General features: G+C 72.3%; 15 protein-coding genes and 3 pseudogenes. 7 read left to right on the top strand and 11 right to left on the bottom strand.

Annotation, left to right across the window (positions count from 1 at the left end; all coding sequences use genetic code 11):
* Window positions 1-246 precede the first annotated feature (246 nt).
* Together GTY58_RS00515 and GTY58_RS00510 are read left to right on the top strand one after the other, a co-directional pair.
* Window positions 247-2,073 (top strand): glycoside hydrolase family 15 protein, encoded by a 1,827-nt coding sequence (locus GTY58_RS00515; RefSeq protein ID WP_037652242.1) that lies wholly within the window; start codon window positions 247-249, stop codon window positions 2,071-2,073.
* Between the two features lie 321 nt (window positions 2,074-2,394).
* On the top strand, window positions 2,395-2,931 hold the full coding sequence (locus GTY58_RS00510) for a hypothetical protein (RefSeq protein WP_010981533.1): 537 nt from the start codon (window positions 2,395-2,397) through the stop codon (window positions 2,929-2,931).
* 50 nt (window positions 2,932-2,981) lie between these two features.
* Here GTY58_RS00510 and GTY58_RS00505 read toward each other — a convergent pair whose 3' ends face one another.
* The 8 genes and pseudogenes from GTY58_RS00505 to GTY58_RS00470 all read right to left on the bottom strand — a co-directional run.
* Window positions 2,982-3,803 carry a maleylpyruvate isomerase family mycothiol-dependent enzyme gene (locus tag GTY58_RS00505; protein WP_037652240.1) on the bottom strand — a complete coding sequence of 274 codons (822 nt, stop codon included), beginning with the start codon at window positions 3,801-3,803 and terminating at the stop codon, window positions 2,982-2,984.
* A gap of 384 nt (window positions 3,804-4,187) precedes the next feature.
* On the bottom strand, window positions 4,188-5,696 hold the full coding sequence (locus tag GTY58_RS40010) for a hypothetical protein (RefSeq protein ID WP_242432067.1): 1,509 nt from the start codon (window positions 5,694-5,696) through the stop codon (window positions 4,188-4,190).
* A 528-nt stretch (window positions 5,697-6,224) separates the two neighbouring features.
* Complete coding sequence (locus GTY58_RS00495) at window positions 6,225-6,692, bottom strand: hypothetical protein (protein WP_078234660.1); 468 nt, start codon at window positions 6,690-6,692, stop codon at window positions 6,225-6,227.
* On the bottom strand, window positions 6,676-7,167 hold the full coding sequence (locus tag GTY58_RS00490) for an RNA polymerase sigma factor (protein ID WP_010981529.1): 492 nt from the start codon (window positions 7,165-7,167) through the stop codon (window positions 6,676-6,678). Before GTY58_RS00490 ends, GTY58_RS00495 begins: the two co-directional genes overlap by 17 nt.
* Before the next feature lie 91 nt (window positions 7,168-7,258).
* Window positions 7,259-7,873, bottom strand: a complete 615-nt coding sequence (locus tag GTY58_RS00485; RefSeq protein WP_010981528.1) for a class F sortase — start codon at window positions 7,871-7,873, stop codon at window positions 7,259-7,261.
* On the bottom strand, window positions 7,870-8,265 hold the full coding sequence (locus GTY58_RS40005) for a Tat pathway signal sequence domain protein (protein WP_078234661.1): 396 nt from the start codon (window positions 8,263-8,265) through the stop codon (window positions 7,870-7,872). Before GTY58_RS40005 ends, GTY58_RS00485 begins: the two co-directional genes overlap by 4 nt.
* Window positions 8,266-8,528: 263 nt before the next feature.
* Window positions 8,529-8,927 (bottom strand): annotated as a pseudogene (locus GTY58_RS00475) (HNH endonuclease); the annotation flags it as partial.
* Window positions 8,928-9,116: 189 nt separating this feature from the next.
* Window positions 9,117-9,320: pseudogene (locus GTY58_RS00470) on the bottom strand (alpha/beta fold hydrolase); the annotation flags it as partial.
* A 235-nt stretch (window positions 9,321-9,555) separates the two neighbouring features.
* On the opposite strand from GTY58_RS00470, the gene GTY58_RS00465 reads away from it, so the two are divergent.
* From GTY58_RS00465 to GTY58_RS40000, 3 genes and pseudogenes are all read left to right on the top strand, one after another.
* Window positions 9,556-10,143, top strand: a complete 588-nt coding sequence (locus GTY58_RS00465; RefSeq protein WP_010981525.1) for an ALF repeat-containing protein — start codon at window positions 9,556-9,558, stop codon at window positions 10,141-10,143.
* A 228-nt stretch (window positions 10,144-10,371) separates the two neighbouring features.
* The gene (locus tag GTY58_RS00460; protein WP_010981524.1) at window positions 10,372-11,148 is read left to right on the top strand and encodes a hypothetical protein; all 777 of its coding nucleotides are present in this window, start codon (window positions 10,372-10,374) and stop codon (window positions 11,146-11,148) included.
* 232 nt (window positions 11,149-11,380) lie between these two features.
* Window positions 11,381-11,506 (top strand): annotated as a pseudogene (locus tag GTY58_RS40000) (IS5/IS1182 family transposase); the annotation flags it as partial.
* Between the two features lie 1,902 nt (window positions 11,507-13,408).
* Here the strand turns inward: GTY58_RS40000 and GTY58_RS39280 are convergent.
* Window positions 13,409-13,570, bottom strand: a complete 162-nt coding sequence (locus tag GTY58_RS39280) for a hypothetical protein (protein ID WP_167544187.1) — start codon at window positions 13,568-13,570, stop codon at window positions 13,409-13,411.
* Window positions 13,571-13,854: 284 nt separating this feature from the next.
* On the bottom strand, window positions 13,855-14,160 hold the full coding sequence (locus GTY58_RS00455) for a hypothetical protein (RefSeq protein WP_037652235.1): 306 nt from the start codon (window positions 14,158-14,160) through the stop codon (window positions 13,855-13,857).
* A 156-nt stretch (window positions 14,161-14,316) separates the two neighbouring features.
* Between GTY58_RS00455 and GTY58_RS00450 the strand changes: the two genes are divergently transcribed.
* Complete coding sequence (locus GTY58_RS00450) at window positions 14,317-15,312, top strand: helix-turn-helix transcriptional regulator (RefSeq protein ID WP_010981522.1); 996 nt, start codon at window positions 14,317-14,319, stop codon at window positions 15,310-15,312.
* A 100-nt stretch (window positions 15,313-15,412) separates the two neighbouring features.
* Here GTY58_RS00450 and GTY58_RS00445 read toward each other — a convergent pair whose 3' ends face one another.
* Window positions 15,413-16,180 carry a TioE family transcriptional regulator gene (locus GTY58_RS00445; RefSeq protein WP_010981521.1) on the bottom strand — a complete coding sequence of 256 codons (768 nt, stop codon included), beginning with the start codon at window positions 16,178-16,180 and terminating at the stop codon, window positions 15,413-15,415.
* A gap of 58 nt (window positions 16,181-16,238) precedes the next feature.
* On the opposite strand from GTY58_RS00445, the gene GTY58_RS00440 reads away from it, so the two are divergent.
* Window positions 16,239-17,483, top strand: a complete 1,245-nt coding sequence (locus tag GTY58_RS00440; protein WP_010981520.1) for an erythromycin esterase family protein — start codon at window positions 16,239-16,241, stop codon at window positions 17,481-17,483.
* The last annotated feature ends 83 nt before the right edge of the window (window positions 17,484-17,566 follow it).

The following is a 17,566-nucleotide window of genomic DNA, read 5'->3' as shown; positions in this document are numbered from 1 at the left end:
CCCCCAGGACGGGCCCCCAGGACGGGCCCCCAGGACGGGGCCGCCCCAGGGCGGGCCTCCAGGACGGGCCCCTGGGGGCTGCCGTTCCCCCCGGCGGGGCCGCTCCCGCAAGTCCGTTGCCCGATGACTCGTTAGCCTGGAGAAGCAGGGGGCGGCCCGGGCGACAGCCCAAGGGAGGCTGACGTGGCTGAAGCGAGGAACACGACCGAAGCCAGAGCGAGGGACGGGGCGCGCGGCAGTCCCGGTGTGCCTTTCGGTGCCGGCCCGCTGCGCTACCTGCCGATCGCCGAGCACGGCCTGATCGGCGATCTGCGCAGCGCGGCCCTGGTCGGCACGAACGGCACCATCGACTGGTACTGCTGTCCGCGCTTCGACGCGCCCAGCGTCTTCGCCTCGATCCTCGACGCGGAGCGGGGCGGATCCTTCGAACTGGCCGCGGACGTTGTGGCACGCACCAAGCAGTTCTACTTCCCCGACACCAATGTGCTGATCACCCGCTTCTTCGCGGACGAGGGGGTCGGCGAGATCCAGGACTTCATGCCGGTCGTCGACGACTCACGGGAAGCCGACCGCCACCGCCTGATCCGCCGCGTGGTGTGCGCCCGCGGAGCGCTGCCCTTCCGCGCGCTCATCGCCCCCCGCTTCGAGTTCGGCACCGCACCGCACACCGTGCAGGTCCAGGACGGCCAGGCGCTCTTCGAATCGTCCTCGCTCCGGCTCGCCCTGACCTCCACCGTGCCCATCGAGGTCGCGGGCCAGGACGTGTGGTCCCTGTTCAAACTGCACGAGGGCGAGTCCGCCGTCTTCACCATCGACCGGATCGGCGGCGACGTGACACCACGCTTTTGCGCCGTGGCCGAGGCCGAAAGGGAATTCAACGCGACCGTCCGCTACTGGCGGCACTGGCTGTCCCGCTCGCGCTACCGCGGCCGCTGGCGGGAGATGGTCCACCGCTCCGCCCTCACCCTGAAACTGCTCACCTACGCCCCGACCGGCGCCATCATCGCCGCGCCGACCACCAGCCTGCCCGAACAGATCGGCGGCGAACGCAACTGGGACTACCGCTACGTGTGGATCCGCGACGCCGCGTTCTGCGTGTACGCGATGCTCAGGCTCGGCTTCACCGACGAGGCCGAAGCCTTCATGGGCTTCCTCTCCGAGTACGTCCGCATCGAAGAAACCCAGGCACCGCACCTGAGAGGCCCGCTGCAGATCATGTACGGCATCGACGGACGCCGCGAACTGCCCGAGCGCGAGCTGCCCCACCTGGAGGGCTACCGCGGCTCGGCACCCGTACGCGTCGGCAACGCCGCCGTCGGCCAGCTGCAACTGGACATCTACGGGGCGCTGGTCGACTCCCTCTACCTCTACGACAAATGGGGCAAACCCCTGTCCAGTGCGCACTGGGACAGCATCAGCGAGCTCGTCGACTGGGTGTGCGACCACTGGGACCAGCCCGACGAAGGAGTCTGGGAGACCCGCGGCGGACGCAAGACGTTCCTCTACTCCCGGCTGATGTGCTGGGTGGCGATCGAACGCGCCATGCGACTGGCCCAGCACCGCGGCCTGCCCGCCGACATGGTGCGCTGGGGCTGCGCCCGGGACGACATCTACCGGCGCATCATGCGCCACGGCTGGTCCGCCGGACGCCACGCCTTCACCCAGTACGAGGACAGCGACATCCTCGACGCGTCCCTGCTGATGATGCCGCTGGCCAAATTCATCTCCCCGACCGACCCGAAATGGCTCGCCACCCTCGACGCGCTGGGCGAGGACCTGGTGTCCGACTCACTGGTCTACCGCTACGACCCGCAGGCCAGCCCCGACGGCCTCCAGGGCGAGGAAGGCACCTTCTCGATCTGCTCGTTCTGGTACGTCGAGGCGCTGACGCGCGCGGGCCGGCTGGACGAGGCCCGCCTCGCGTTCGAGAAAATGCTCACCTACGCCAACCACCTCGGCCTGTACGCGGAAGAGATCGGCCCCACCGGCGAACAGCACGGAAACTTCCCCCAGGCCTTCACCCACCTCGCCCTGATCAGCGCGGCCTTCAACCTCGACCGCGTGCTCGGCTAGCACCGCCGGGCCCCCGCCGCGCGCGGTTCACCCCGCCCGGCACGACGGGCCCGCCCGGAACCAGACCGCGCCCGCCGCCGCCCACTGCCCGCCGCCCGCCGCCCGCGGCCTGTGCGGCCTGTGCGGCCTGTGCGGCCGCGGGCAGTGGCGCGCCCCGCCGGACCGGGCCGGCTGTGACACAGGTCCTGTCGCCCGCCCGGGCGGCCCCCGTACCTTTGCCTGCCACGTGCCTGCCACACGCGCGCCCCTCGAGGGGCGCGCGCGTGCCCGCGGCCGGATCCACGCACAGGCCGGGCGGGCACCTGCACAGAACGGACCACCATGCTCAGTGATCTCTCGCCCGTCATCGCCGCCTCGGCGCGCTGGCTGCTGTCGGCGTTCCCGCCGGCCGCCGGCCCGCTCAACGATGCGCTGGCCGAAGCCCAGGCACAGCACGCGGCCACCATCGCCGCCGCCCTGCGCTACCCCACCGCGCTGGACGCCGAACTGCTGAACCTGCTCGGCCCCGGCGGCTCCGGGGCGCTGGACCACGTCACCGGCGCCGCCGCCCACCCGCTCACGGACGCCGCACCCGCCTGGCGCACCCAGGTGGACGAAACCGTCGTCAGCTGGGCGGCCTGCCTGCTGGCCGACCCCGCTCTCGCCGCCGTGGCAGCGGCCTGCCTGGCCGCAACCCACCACGGCGCGAACGGCGTGGGCGACGCGCGCCGGCTGACCATTCCCAGCCCGCGCGATCACCGTGCGGCGCCGCTGCTGCGCCACCCGGATCTCCTCGGCCCGATCGCGGACCTCCACCGCGAGAGCCTGCTCGGCCTCCTGCACCCCGGCCCGGCCCTCACCTCACCCGGGCACAGGTGAGCGGCGCAGGCACACATCCCCGCCGCCTGCCGCCTGCCGTCTGCTGCGGTTCAGGGCGCTGTGAAGAGAGCCGGGAAGCGGGGAGCGAGCCACGGCCTGCGGCCCCAGGCGAGGATGCGGCCCTGGGCGATGGCGCTCCACTGACCGCGGCGGCCCAGTGCCATCAGCAGGAAGGTGACCGGCTCGATGAGGATGGTGCAGTCCGGGCGGTCCGGCGGCCGCGGCCCCACAGCCACCGCACCGCCGGCCACCCGCACACCGAACCGTCCGCCGCCCCACAGGCGGATCGCGTAGGAGGCGCTCAGCCCGGCCGTGCGGGCGGGCTCGCTCACCCGCGGCATGGCCGTGATCAAAAACGGCAGGGTCAGCTCCACCCGGGCACGGTCGATCATGTGCGCACACCCCAGCGCACGGGCGAGGTCGTAGCCGTGGCCGAGCATGTGCGTCAGGAGGTAGGACCCCAGCACACCGGGGCCCATCGGACCCAGCGGGGAGACAAGAGCTGCCCCCGCCGCGCTCTCCTCCAGCGCCGTCACACAGGCATCGGCCTGCGCCACGATCATCGCGGCCAGCGGCTCGGCCCTCCGCTCGCCGAACGCGGCGAGCGCCCGCTCATTGGCCGCGGCAAGGCTCTGCGGCGTGCCGTCCCCCCAGCTGCGCGCGCGTCCCGCCGCGATATCGGCCATCAGCTCGCCTGCCTGCGCCAGATGCGCCGCCGCCTGCCCGACGGTCCACTGCGACCCGGGCACCCCACGCCCCATGTCGGCGCCCCCGCGCAGCAGCGCGGCGATCTCCTCGGCGGTATCGCGTACGGCCGCACCGAGCCCCTCGGGCAGGATGCCCCGTACGTCCTGCCCAGCCACTGATTCCACGCCGCTCCTGTCCTTGCTGGTCTTGCTGTCCGGCCCGCGCCGGGTGCGTGCGCCACGGTGGCGGCGAACGCGTGGCCGACCGGCCGGAGTACAGAAGACCAGGCGACGCGGCCGGCGACAAGGCCCTGAGCAGCAAGGCCGCAGACAGCGCCGGGGACGGCCCGCGCCGTGCAGGCCCGCGGCGAGACGCGGGCCGGCGCACCGGAGGCACCCGCCCGGTGCGCAGCCGGGAGACGCGGGGCGCCCGGCGGACGGCGGATCGTGCACCTGCTTGTCCATGGGCGGGGCCGTGCTCGGTGATGCGCCCGGAGCGGGGCCCGGGGCGCCGGGTGGCGCCTTTGTCCGGGGCCCGCCCCGGGTGTGGGTCAGCCGGGCTGTCGTAGGTCAGTGCAGGTTCTGGACCGCCGGGTCGGTGAAACCGACGGCGAAGACCGAGCGGAGCGACAGATTGTCCGAACTGTTGTAGCCGGTGCAGGCGTTGCCGCTCTCGGAGACGGCCGGGAACTCGTACGGGTACGAGGCGCGCAGTGAGGTGCCGGCGCAGATGCCCTCCGTCAGCCCCCACAGCTCGTCCACCTGGGCCGTGTCGAGCTTGGGCCAGTAGCTGAGGGCCTGCGGCGAGCCGACCGCCCAGTTGCCGCCGGCCGCGCAGCTGGTCACGGCCCGGGTGTCACCTGCCCAGGTGTGCGAGAAGACGGCGGGCTTGGTGCCGCAGCCCTTGCTGAAGGCGAAGTTCAGCAGGCCCGCATCGTCCGTCCAGGTCATGCCGCCCTGCAGTCCCTGGTAGCCGGAGGCCGCGTACGCGTCCTGGATCACGGTCTTGCCGCCGGACATGTTCAGCAGCCCGGGGTAGGCCGAGGCGCTCGTCGGGTTGAGCTGGTAGCGCACCACCCGGCCGCCGGCGACATTGCCGTACCACTCGCCCGTGACCAGCTTGAACGGGCCGGCGCCGGTCTTGTCCAGCGAGAGCCAGGAATAGCACAGGGCGTCGGCGTCGGGGGTCCCGTCGACGGCGTTCGTGGAGCACGAGGCCGGTGTGGACGCCTGCTTGTAGTAGTGGACCTCGGGCAGGACGTACGGGTAGCCGCAGGCACTGGAGTTGCCGCCGCTGACGCCGTAGGAGTTGAGGCCGGAGCCGTAGGTGTCGACCTTGGCGAGCTTGTTGATGTCGAAGACGCGGATGCCGTTGGCGGTGTCGGTGACGTAGAGGTAGTTCGCGTACCAGACGATGCCGCCGCCGTGGCCGGTGACGAACTTGAAGTTCGAGGCGCTGGATGAGGTGCTGGTCGGCTCGGCGAGCAGGACGTGCCGGTACTTGCCGGTGTCCCGGTCGATGAAGGAGACCTTGAGCAGGTTGTTCGTCTTGCAGCCGTCGTTGGCCTCGAGGTCGCCGGCCGAGTTGGTCTTGAACGTCTTGTAGTGCCAGGCGACCGCTGAGACGTGCTTGCCCTGGATGGCGCCGTCGCCCCCGTCGGCGGTGCCGGTGGTGCTCATGCCCTGCGGGAACCAGCGCGGCGTGGTGTCGTCGGCATGCGCCGAGGACCAGCACCAGGCGACCTTCTTGTTCACCGGCGGCAGCGCCTGCGTCTCGCTGCCGGCGCACGCGCGCATGGAACGCAGGTTCATCCAGGCGTCGGTGGCCCCGGACGAGTTCTTCGTGTAGTCGGTGGTGACGACGTCCGTGAGGTTGGCGTGGTTTGTCAGGACGTTGTTGTAGAGGTTGTTCGTCGCCGACTCGTAGTTGGTGTCGGTCATCTTGAACTGGTCGGTGCCGAGCGTCAGTTTCGTCACCGCGGTACCGTCCGCGGCCGCGGGCAGGTCCGTGATCCCGGCGAACAGGGCGGCTGTCGCCGCGAGGACGGCCAGCGGTCTGAGTGTCCGTATGAGTGCCACACGCACCCTTCCATCAGGTGAACGGAGCATGTCTCCGTCCGGCACATGAGTAGCAGGCGTAGATCATAAGCAGCGCGGGGGCAGGGGGCAGGGAGCGGCATGTGTTGGCTCCCTCGGACCACAACGGGTGGCTGACGGCTCATCAGGCGGCCGCCGGCTGCGCGCACGAGAGCTGAGTGCCCGTTTTTCGAAGTCGCTGAAGTGTGATCTCCCGCCGGGCCTGGCCTGGTGGTGTGGCCGATGGTTCCGGCCGGGCGCCCGCCCGGTACTGCCCGGCCTGCGGTGAACGGCTTCAGCCGGACGCCGGCCCGAAGGCCCGGTTCTGTTCGGCGTGTGTCGCTCCAGGCACTGGCATCAAGCCCGCCGAGTGCGGGCGGGGGTGGCGGCCCTGCGGGACGCGCGGGACACCGCGAAGTGTCCGTCGCGCGGGAGGCGGTGGACGCCCGGGGCGGAGCATCCGGCGGGCACGCTCTGCCGCTGGGGGCGCCGTCCGAGGCCCGCGGACCGCTGCGGCCGTGCTGACCGTGGCTACGGGCGGGTGCTGCTTTCGGGTGTGGCTGCCGGGGCCGATGGTGCGAGGGACGCCGAGGCCGGTGTCGCCGACGGTGCGCGGGTGGGGACGGCCGCCCTGGTCGGGGTGGTGGTGGCGCTTTGGGTCCTGCTCCCTGCGGAGGGGCTGGGGCTGACGGGCTCGGGCGACGCCGGCGGGGCGGGCGCGGTGGGGGAACTGCTCGCGGGCGGCGGGGCGAGAGGGACCGTGGGGGAGGGGGGCGCGCCGGGCGTGGCCAGGTGCAGCGGCAGCGCGATGAGGGCGGCGACCGCGCACGCCAGGCCGGCCCCGGCCGCGGCGCGCAGCAGCCGGCGGCGGGCCGCGCCGCGGCGGATCGCCTCGTAGCGGCCGGCCGGTGGGCCGAGATAGTCGGAAGGGGGCCGCAGGATGACGGCGAGGGGGTCGTCGGGTTCGAAGTCCGGACCGTCGTCAGAGTGTGTGATCAAGGCTTCTCCTGAGGTGGGCACGGAGCAGTTCTCGGGCCGCGTGGAGGTCGGCCTTGATGGTTCCTTCCTTGCGCCCGGTCAGCACGGACACCTCCCGGATCGGCATGTCAGCGTAGTAGTGCAGCAGGATCGGGACGCGCAGTCGCTCCGGCAGCGACTGCACGAGCAGACGTACCGACGGATCGGCCTGTTCGCTCGGCGGGCGGAGCGCGGCTTCGGCGGTGACCCGGTGCACGGCTCTGCGTTCACGCTCGAGCTTGCGCCAGTGGTCCCGCACGAGGTTGGCCGCGGTGACGTAGAGGAAACCCCGGGGCTCCGCCACGGAAGTCCAGCGGGCCCAGAGCCGGGTGAACGCCTCCGAGGCGATCTCGTGAGCCGTCTCGTCGTCGTCGACCAGCCGGCGGCACCAGCCGGCCAGGCGCGGGTAGAGGGCGGCGAACAGCTCGGACGCTGCCCTCTCGCGGGACCGTTTCAACGCTCTCCATGGTCGTGATGGCACTCATAGGGAAGGATCCCGGGCCGCCGGCACACGTGGGTCCGCCGGCCCGGGATCCGGGCGGCGGGGGTCAGGGGCTTGCGGAGCTCAGCGCGGCGAAGACGATCACGTTGTCGAGGTACCCGTCACCGTTGCGGGGGCCGCCGCACGTGATGAGCCGCAGCTCCGGACGGTTTACGTCCCCGTACACCGCGTCCGCCGGGAAGTCGGCCTTGGGAACCGTCCGTACGGCGGTGACGGCGAACACCGCCGCCGTGCCGTTCTCCAGGCGCGCCACGATCCGCTCGCCCCGGCGCAGCCGCGCGAGGTGACGGAAAACCCCGTCCCCGTAAGCGCCGACCGTGACATGGCCGAGGATCACCGACGGGCCCCTCTGCCCCGGCGTCGGCGAGTGCCGGTACCAGCCCGCCCGGTCGTGCGCCGTGACCGGCGGCACCTGCACGCTGCCGTCCGCGGCCAGCCCCAGCCGCAGGAGCGGGGTGTCGACCCCGATCGCCGGGATCTGCAACCCGACGGGGACCGAACGCCCAAGCGCATGCGCCGGCTTCGCGGCGGCCCGCGAAGACGAGGGCGTACGCCCAGGGCGTGCGGCCGTCGTGGCCTGGCCGGCCCCGGGGCCGGCGCAGCCCACGAGCAACGAGGCCATCGCCGCGGCGGTGAAGGCGCGCCTGGAGGGCAGGGTCATGCCCCGCTCGCCCGCCGGCGACGCACGAGAAAGACCGCCGCGCCGCCCACGGCGGCCACCGCGGCAGCACCCCCGCCGATCAGCCCGCCCCCAGTTTCGGACTGCGCCGACGCCGGCGTCACACCGGTGTCGGGCGCTCCCTTCGGTACGACGGCGACCTGGCCCGGGGTCGACGCCCGCGTCGGTGCGGCGCTCGGAGTCGACGCCCGCGTCGGCACGGCGCTCGGGGTCGCCGCCCGGGTCGGTGCGGCGCTCGCCGCCGGGGTCGGGGCGGTGGTGGCGGCCGGACGGGTCGAGGAAGCCGGGCTCGCCCCGTCGGCGAACGCGACCGCCGTGCTCGCCAGCACGGCCGTGCACGCAAGTGCCGCGGCGCTGAGGACAGTTCGGCGCATGAATCGCTCTCTTTCGTCGGTCGGCCCGCCCGGTGATGCGGCGGGCTGAATTACGGATCGGGCACAGAGACGAGGCAGCAGCAGAACAGGTTGTAAAGAGAAGGCAAAGCCGCCAGAAGCCCGCCGCCGGCCGGCCCGAACCAGCGGGTACGGGTGGCGGGGTGGGGGAGCGGCGCCGGCGACGGGCATGGGCGCAAGCATCTTTGACGATGCGCCGGCCAGGCTCGGGGATCTGGCACCGTGTCAGGCTGCCGGGGGCCCGCTCACCGCGCCACGGGCGTGGGGGCGTGCTTGAAGACCTGCTGGTGATGCCAGTGAATGTGTTCCGGGCCGGGGCTGGGGTGGCCGGGGCGGGGCGGGGCGAGGGGCCGGCGGTGGAGGATGCCGACGGCGTGTCCGGCGTGGCTGCGGGCGACATACAGGGGAGAGACCTGGATGCGCAGGCCGGGGGAGAGGCCGAGGACCCCGAGGCCGAAGAGGATGTGGTGCAGCGCGCACAGGGCGAGTGCGTTGGCGAGGGTGTCGGGGCCGTCCTGGCTGTGCCACCGTATGTGTGCCGCTTCCAGGCCGACGGGGTTACGGCCGAGCATGCCGTCGTATCCGCAAAAAGCGCACGCGTAGGCATAGGCCCGCAGCACCTCTTCGGAGAGCCCCGGGCGGCGCGTGCGGCGCCCGGACGAGGCCGGTGCGCCCTGCGCGGCTTCCAGCACGGCCGGTTCCCAGCCGAGAGCGGCGCACAGGGGAGCGTCTCTGATCAGCTTACTGATCGTTTCAGAATGAAGTTCGGAGTCGTCTCAAGCAGATGATGCTGCAGGCGAGTTGGAGCAGGCTGAGGTGGATGTCGGCGCGTACGGATGACGCTCGCTCGCGCCGTGCCCGCGCTGATCGACCGCGACGACCCGATACCGGGCAATCAGCCGCGAGGCCACCACCTCCCACTCACCCGCATGACCGGCCAAGCCGTGCAGCAGCACGACCGGCTCCCCCGGCCCGCCCCGGTCCCGGCAGACAAGCCGAACCCCGTCGCGCCCCACCACACGCTCGGACCACACCACGACCGCCCCCAGGAATCGTCTCGCCCGATCATGCCCCGACAGCCACGAGCCGCGCTCAAGGCCGCCCTTCTCGAAGGCGCGCCGCCATGAAACACCGGCCACGTCCGCGGCGACGGTGCCCTGCGACCGCAGCGGGGCAACTGCCACTGTCAGACCCAGGTGGCAGCATCACCGAAGTGAACGCCCTGAGGCGTCCTCAACTCACCTCCGTAGCAAACGAAGAGGAGCATTCCCCTTGCGACTGCATCGCGTAGCGCCCGGCATCGCCGCGGGCATCCTCGCCCCGGCCCTCCTGCTCGCCACCCCGTCCTTCGCCGCCACGGCGGCACCGACCGCGGTGACGGTGCCCGCGGTGTCCTCGTCCGCCAACGAGCCGGACGCCGACGACCTGAGGGTGGCCATAGTCCGGATCCTCGCCGACCCGGACAGCGGCCAGCGTGTGACACGAGAAGCCAACGCCCTCCTGGACGCCAACGACCCCGAGGCCATGCGCGCCTGGCTGGAGACCGGCTACCGCATCGCCCAGGCCGAGGACGACCGCGTCGCCATCACGCGCCTGCTCGCCGACCCCGACAGCGGCCGGCGCGTCATCGCCGAGGTCAACGCCCTCCTAGACGCCAACGACTCCGACGCGATCCGCGCCTGGCTGGAGACCGGCTACCGCATCGCCCAGGCCGAGGACGACCGCGTCGCCATCGCCCGCATCCTCGCCGACCCGTCCATCAGCCCGGCCCTGCGCGCGGCAGCCAACGCCGCCCTCGACGACAACACACCCGAAGCACTGCGCCACTTCCTGGAAGTCGGCAGGTACCAGGTCGCCTGACCGGCACGGCGCCGCACCACAGCGCGTCGCCCGGGTGGCACCTCCTGCCGCACGCACGGTCGCCGGAACGCCGAGAATCCGGGCGGGGCCGCCTGCACCTCTGTGTGCCAGCGGGCCCCGCCCGGCAGGCCCTGTGCCGGCTCGGCGCCCTCCGCAGAGCTCTGTGGTCTCGCCGCCTGGTGCGGCATGGGCCACTGACACCTCCGACAGCAGAAAGCACATTCTTCGATGACCACACAACCCCTACGCACCGAGCGCAGCGGTCCGCAGACCGCTTCCCTCGTGACCGACCTGCCGTTCAAGCCTCAGCTCGTCAAAGCGGTGTTCAGGGACGTGACCTCGTTGCACGTCTCCCGGCCGGCCGCGTGGGCCGCCGCGTCGGTGACGCGGACCGTGCTGACGGAGATCATCGACGGCGCGAGAAGCGCGGCGGCCGAGGAGGCCAGGAAGAGGCTGATTCCCAAGGACCTCATCTCGGCGATCGACCGGAACGTCGAGGTGGAGGTGGGATCGGCGTGGTACCTGCACAGCCCGACCTTCCACGGCCTGATGGGCGAGGTGCGCAACGCCGATGGTGCGCTCGTGTCTCTTCGTGAGCGCCGCGGGGCGCGTACACCGAGTGGTGTGGCTGGCGCCCACCGGTTCGAGGCCGGGGTGAGAAGGCTGCTGGCAAGCCGGGGGGTGAGGGCGGTCCCGGCGATGGTCCGCGACCTGGACGGAATCGTGAGCGTGTTCCTGACGGCCCTGGCCCGGGACGCGGCCAAGGTCGTCCGCGAGGGCGGGGTCAAGCGGTTCGGGACGGTCAGTCTGGTGGTGCCGGGCGAGCCAGCCCCGGCCCCGCTGCTCAAGGACCCCCTCCTCGCCCTGTCCACCCGCCGCGGGGACGGGCGGACTGTTGGCGGGGACGACGTCCTGGCCGCCGTCACGATGCAGCTGTTCGGCGATCTCAGACAACGCGCCATCACCGAGGCAGCCGAGATGACACGGAACACGTCGGCCAACTGATCGGGCCCGCCCCTGCGCTCTGCCCACTGCGCACGGTTCCCACGTGTGCGCGGCTCCCGGAATCTGCCGCTCGCATTCGGCTCCGGTCGGCTCGCGAGAACGGGCTCGTCGCATGGGCGCGGACCGCCGGCCGCAGGCACCCCACGGGGAAGGCCTCCCTTACTGATCATTTCAGAATGAATTCTGGTTCAGGGGCTTGGCAGTTGGGCTAGCGGGCGGCAGAGTTCTGCAGGTGCCGGATGATCTTGTGTCTGATGACCGGTGGGATCGCGTGGCCCCGCTGCTCCCTCCTCGCCCGCCGCGGCGTCGGCGGTATCCAGGCCGCCTACCGGCGGATGACCGCGCGGCTCTGCGCGGGACGCCTGATGCGTGAGGCCGCGTGCGGCGATGCGCTGCCAGGTGCCGTGGTCGCGGTCGCCCTGCCAACCGCATCCGGCCCGGTCGGGACACAAGGCCCACTTCCAGCCCGGCACTGCCCCCGTTGCCGCAGCGGGCTCAGGCAACGGGGGCAGTGCCGGGAGGTATTCCGGGGCGGGACGGTGACGACGGCGATCCCCGCCTCGGCGGCCAGGTGCCTCTTCTTGGAACGCGTGGAGGGGCCCTGGTGCTGTACGGCACCAGGGCCCCGAAGGAACTGCTACACCATCTGCCGGCCTCAGTGCTGCGCCGGCCTACTGAAGTCCGCACGGCCGCCCGATACGCGGGCGGGATGCGGGGATCGCGGATGCGTGACCGGAGACCACCTACCTATCGATGTCCTGCGGTACCCGGGCTCACGTCGTACGCCCGGGCGATCCTGATGGCGCTCAACTCCTCCGTTCTTCCCTCTGAACCCATCACTTGCCAAAACCGGTACTGCGAACTGCTGATACCGCTCTTACTGCTGTACTGCGGGTACTCCTGGTGATGCGAACTACTGGTGGCCCCGGAAAGCGCCACTCTGTCCGGCAGCCGGCCTCGTTGGAACCGACCTGAACCGCTCCGGCCCAGAACCCCGCCGCCGAACCTCCCGGCACGCGCGCCCGCAGCCCGACGCCTTCACCGAGAAGCCACTCACCACTGCACTGCTGAACGGCGGCCCCTGAATACTGCGGGCCACCCGGTCCGGTCGTCAGTCCCGTCACCGTCCTGCAAAAGCCCTGGCTTCGGAACTCCACCACCGCACCGTCCTGCGAACTGCGGTACTACCGCCTGGCAGTTCATCTCTGCCGGGCTTGCTCTCCCTTGGCTACGAGAGAAACCATAACCACGCCACCGCACAATGTCTACTCCGGCGGACATAGATTTCGGAGTGTCGGGGGCGCAGATAACCTCTACTGGGGCAGGGCGCCGCTCGCTGCTCTGCCCGCGGGGGCGACCCAGACGTCGGCCGCTGCACCGGCAACCGGGTTCTGCGGCGCCCACCACGCCACGCCGCCGGCGGCCAGTGACACCGCCCGGTACCTCGGCGCAGCCCTGCCGGCAACGGGGTGCGACACGCCTGCCGTCAGGCCCGTGCCGAGTGCCGCCCGGCGGGCGATGCGGCATCAGGTGTCGTGCCGGGGTGAGAGGGACCGGGGAGTGTCACCGGACTGGATCCCCGAACCCGGCATCGGCGACACACGCCCGCCGGCCGAACTCCATGAGGGGCGGCTGCTGCGCCGCAGGGAAACGTACCCGCCCCCTCATCCGTCACCCGCCCCGAAGGCTGCTGGCCCTCGCCTCCGGGCTGCGCGCTTGCCCCCCTTGCCGACCCGGCACCGAACCGGAGGTGTCCTCGAGCAGGCGAACCGGTGCGGCGGCGCCGGGACCGTCGAAACGACGCCCGGCGGCACAGGCCTCAACTCCGTCCGGCCGCACAGTAGCCCGAAGGCGCGGCGGGGGTGAAGGTCATCTCACTGGGAACGCGGGAAGAGGCCGACAGGGTTCCGCGGCGGCCGTGCGGCGCCTCCTGGACGGCCGCGCCGGATGCCGCATGCCTGGGCGGCAGGGGCGTCACCAGTTGGCGCGTTCGGTGGCGCGACTGCACCGGCAGTGCCGCCGGATGCCGCACCGGCCCGAACTGGCCCTGGCCCATGGGCCAGGCGGTCTTGTTTCCCTGCCCCCGAGCCCGCTTGGCGTCGCGGGGCCCGCCGTGGGGGAGAGCCGGCGCCGGAGCGCGGAGAATGTGACGGCCCTTGTCCGGTCCAAGGTCAGGGGCCGCGCCCAGGAGGGCCGCACCCGCCTGTGGCCCTGCCGCTCACGGGGAGCAGCAGGGCCACAGGCGGGTGCGGGGGGCCGCTCACTGCCAGCCGGCGTCGGCGGGGGCGACCTGCCAGCCCGCGTCGCCGGCGGCAAAGACCCGGGCCGTTGCGGACTCGGACGCGAAGGCCGGAGCGGCGAGGGTGGCCGCGAGGGCGAGGGTGGCGACCGCGGCGGCCTGGGCGATACGAGTGCGGCTCATGACTGTTCGGGTCCTTCCGGCGTCAACTATGAGGCGGCTCCGGCCCGTTCCCACACCCCGCGGTGGTGCGTGTCCCGGCCGGTGATTCATAGCTTCGCCGCAGGTCAGGCGGGCGGGAAGGGGTGGCCGGTGGACGGAAGGGGCCTTGGACGGATGCGTCCACACCGGCCCCGGCCGGCGGCCACGGCCACGGCCACGACCCGGGCCCGACCGGCCGCCCTCCCGGCCCCGGCGGCCCTCCCGGCCCGGCCCTGTCCGGCGGCCCGATCAGTCCACCGGCTTGATCAGCCCGGCGTCCGCTCGAACGCCAGCGGCACGAGCGGGACCCCCGCGCCGCGCAGCCGGGCCCCGCGCAGGACGGGAACGTCTTCCGCCAGCCGGCGGCTCACCCGTGCGGCTCTCTCCTCCGCCTCCTCCAGGCGGGCGGCGAGCAGATAGAAGCCGAGGGTGAGCCGGGACGGCGACCGGGGATGCACGGCCACGTGCTCGACGAGGTCGTCCGCCGTGAGGGCCGCCCGGATCATGTCCCGTGCTCCGAAGGGGAGTTGGGTCCGGGGCGGAAACTCCAGATGGATGTGGACGAGGTACATGCCTCTACCGTCCCAGCACACGGGCACCCACCACGGCCGTCCGCTTTGGCCTGTTCCGTCCGTGGCCTGTTCCGTCCACCGTCTGTCGTAACCGGCAACAGTCTGGAAAGATCGTTTCGCTTTTTGGCAAAAGCCATGGGAACTGGGGGGTTACCAATGCTGACCACACTGGGTCTGGACACGGCCGCTGAGACGGTCTACCGCACGATGCTGATGCATCCGCAGGCGGGCGTCGCCGAACTCGCCGTACACCTGGAGGTACCGGAGGGGGACGTACGCGACGCACTCGACATGCTGAGCGAACTGGCGCTCGTGCGGATGTCCGCCGAGGACGCGGGGCGGCTGCGCGCGGTCTCGCCCGACATCGGCATGGAGATCCTGATGGCACGCCAGCAGGCCGAACTCGCCGCGCAGCAGCAGCGCGTGGAGGCCTCGCGGGCAGCCGCGGCCCAGCTGATCTCCGAGTACTCCGAGCTGCGCCCGGCCACCCGCCACCCCGAGGTGGAACAACTGGTGGGCCTGGACCAGATACGCGACCGGCTCACCGGTCTCACGCGCGAGGTGAGCGAGGAGCTGCTCACCTTCGCCCCGGGCGGCCCGCAGACCGCGGACAACATGGCCGCGTCCCGGCCGCTCAACGGGGACCTCCTCGGCCGCGGGGTGCGCATGCGCACGCTCTACCTCGACAGCGTGCGCACCGACCGGGCCACCGTCGAACACGCCAGATGGCTCACGTCCCTGGGCGGCCAGGTGCGCACCGTGCCCGCCCTGCCCACCCGGCTGATCCTCATGGACCGCAAGACCGCGCTGATCTCGGTCAGCAGCGACGACACCGCGGCCGGAGCGGTGGTCCTCACCGGACAGGGCACGCTGACCGCGCTGCACGCCCTGTTCGAGACGACGTGGGCTGGCGCGCAGCCGCTGGGGGACACCGTCCCCGTGGACCGGCACGGTCTCACCGGCCAGCAGGCCACCGTCGTACGCCTCCTCGCCGAGGGCCACACCGACGAGACGATCGCCAAGCGCCTGGGCGTCTCGCCCCGCACGGCCCGCCGCATCGCCTCCGAACTCATGGAACGCCTGGAGGCCCGCAGCCGCTTCGAGGCGGGCGTACGGGCCGTCCAGCGCGGCTGGCTGCCCGCGCGGGCCTAGGGCTTCACCTGGAGCCAGGACACCTGGAGGCGAGGCACCGTTCAGCACCGGAAGGCCAAGAACAAGCCGAGCAGGTGTTTTTCAACCTTGAAGACGCAGGTCAGGACCTGGTTTTCCTGCGCTCGTGGAGGTACGCCTCCAGCCCGGCGGCCCCGGCCAGCAGCGCCCGCCCGCGGGCGGACAGCCGGCCGTGCCAGTCGCGCAGGGCGGCCTCCAGCGGCTCCAGGCCGCCGGCCGCCCGCACCCGGGCGATCAGCGGGGCGATCTGCTCCAGCAGGTAGCCGCCCCGCCTGAGCTGGTGGGCCAGCCGGGCGTCCCGTACGTCGGCCTCGTCGTAGACGCGGTACCCCGTCAGCGGGTCGCGGCGCGGGCGCACCAGCCCGGCGCGTTCCCATGTGCGCAGCGTCGCGGGCCGGATCCCGAGCTTGTGTGCCAGCGGCCCGATGAACGTGCCGCCGGACCCGGACCCGGACCCCGCGGCCGGCCCGGACCCCCCACCGGGCCCGGACCCCGTGGTGGGCTCCAGGTCGCGCAGGGCGCTCTCCACGGCCTGGAGGGTCCGCCGGTCGTCGAGGAGCTGGGCGTGGCTCTCGTCGATGAGGCGCAACGCCTCATCGACCGCGCCCTCGTTCACCGCCCGCATGATCGACGCCGCCGTCCGGTGGCCGTGGCCGGGCACCAGCGCAAGAAACGCGCGCAGGGCCCCCGCGTGCAGCGAGGTATAGGTGCGGTAGCCGTGGGGTGTGCGGCCGGCGGCCGGAAGGATGCCGGCCTCCTCGTAATTCCTGACCGCCTGCGTGGACAGACCGTGCCCACGCGCCAGATCAACCGGCCTGAGCCGCTCACCGCTTTGAAGGTTTCGCCCCATGAACCTGCCGATATCGCGGAAAAGTTTCAACCGAAGCTTCAACGATACCGTCGAAGGCATGGCTACTGGCATCAAGGACACCGCCCATGCTGTTGAGGCCGCCGCCGTCATGAGGCTGCTCCCGGCCCGGCCCCGGCTGCTCGCCCTGGGCGAGCCCACCCACGGCGAGGACACTCTCCTCGGCCTGCGCAACGAACTCTTCCGGCAGCTCGTCGAGCAGGAGGGCTACCGGACGATCGCGATCGAGAGCGACTGCCTGACGGGCCTGGCCGTGGACGACTACGTCACCTCGGGCACCGGCACTCTCGACGAGGCCATGGAACACGGATTCAGCCACGGCTGGGGCACCTTTGCGGCCAACCGCGAACTCGTGCGCTGGATGCGCGCCTACAATGTCCGTGCCGCCAACGACGGCCGGCCCGCCTGCGAGCGGCTCCGCTTCGCCGGCTTCGACGGCCCGCTGGAGATCACCCACGCCGCGAGCCCCCGGCAGGCCCTCACCGCACTCCACAGCTACCTCGCGACCCGGGTGGACACAAACCTGCTCCCCTGCACCGCAACCACACTCGACCACCTGCTCGGCACCGACGACCGGTGGACCCATCCCGCCGCGATGACGGACCCGGCCCAGTCCGCGGGGCAGTCGGCCGAGGCCGGCCGGCTGCGGCTGCTCGCCGACGATCTGGTGGCGCTGCTCGACGCACAGACGCCGCACCTGACCACGGCGACCTCGCGGGACGACTGGGACCGGGCACGCCTGTACGGGCGCACCGCGACCGGCCTGCTGCGCTACCACTACTGGATGGCCGACACCTCACCGGCCCGCATGACCCGGCTGGTGGGCCTGCGGGACCAGATGATGGCCCACAACCTCCTCGCCCTCGCCGCCCGGGGCCCGGCACTCATCCACGCCCACAACTCCCATCTCCAGCGGGCCAAGAGCACGATGCGCATGGGCGGGATACCGCTGGAGTGGTGGAGCGCCGGTGCGCTGGTGAGCGCCCGGCTCGGCGAGGAGTATGCCTTCGTGGCCACCGCCCTCGGCACGATCCGCCACCAGAAAGTGGACACCCCGCCGCCGGACACCGTCGAAGGACTCCTGTACGCGCTCCCGCAGGACCGCTGCGTCATCGACGCCCCGCGGCTGGCCACCGCCCTCGGCGACACGCGGCCCGCGCCCCGCGTATCCCCCTGGTTCGGCTACGCCCCGCTCGACCCGGCCCACCTGGCGGACAGCGACGGCATCGTGTTCGTCAAGGACGTCGTGCAGAGCCGGCCCCGGCTGTTCAGCAAAACCGGCTGAACCGACACCTGACGGCAGAAAGGTGTCGCTGACCGCGATACCGGGGGGAGGGGGGCTGGAGCGGGAGGCGGCCCCCGGCCGCG

It is taken from the genome of Streptomyces sp. SID5469, from assembly GCF_009862865.1.
Lineage (GTDB): Bacteria > Actinomycetota > Actinomycetes > Streptomycetales > Streptomycetaceae > Streptomyces > Streptomyces avermitilis.
The sequence above is the reverse complement of the archived record's forward strand: the minus strand, read 5'-3'. Positions and strand labels throughout refer to the sequence as shown.

Bases quoted from the DNA above. Each gene is read 5' to 3' on its own strand.
- GTY58_RS00455 (WP_037652235.1), bottom strand. From the start codon at position 14,160: ATGTACCTCGTCCACATCCATCTGGAGTTTCCGCCCCGGACCCAACTC.
- GTY58_RS39280 (WP_167544187.1), bottom strand. From the start codon at position 13,570: ATGAGCCGCACTCGTATCGCCCAGGCCGCCGCGGTCGCCACCCTCGCC.
- GTY58_RS00445 (WP_010981521.1), bottom strand. From the start codon at position 16,180: ATGGGGCGAAACCTTCAAAGCGGTGAGCGGCTCAGGCCGGTTGATCTG.
- GTY58_RS00440 (WP_010981520.1), top strand. From the start codon at position 16,239: ATGGCTACTGGCATCAAGGACACCGCCCATGCTGTTGAGGCCGCCGCC.
- GTY58_RS00450 (WP_010981522.1), top strand. From the start codon at position 14,317: ATGCTGACCACACTGGGTCTGGACACGGCCGCTGAGACGGTCTACCGC.
- GTY58_RS00485 (WP_010981528.1), bottom strand. From the start codon at position 7,873: ATGACCCTGCCCTCCAGGCGCGCCTTCACCGCCGCGGCGATGGCCTCG.
- GTY58_RS00510 (WP_010981533.1), top strand. From the start codon at position 2,395: ATGCTCAGTGATCTCTCGCCCGTCATCGCCGCCTCGGCGCGCTGGCTG.
- GTY58_RS40005 (WP_078234661.1), bottom strand. From the start codon at position 8,265: ATGCGCCGAACTGTCCTCAGCGCCGCGGCACTTGCGTGCACGGCCGTG.
- GTY58_RS00460 (WP_010981524.1), top strand. From the start codon at position 10,372: ATGACCACACAACCCCTACGCACCGAGCGCAGCGGTCCGCAGACCGCT.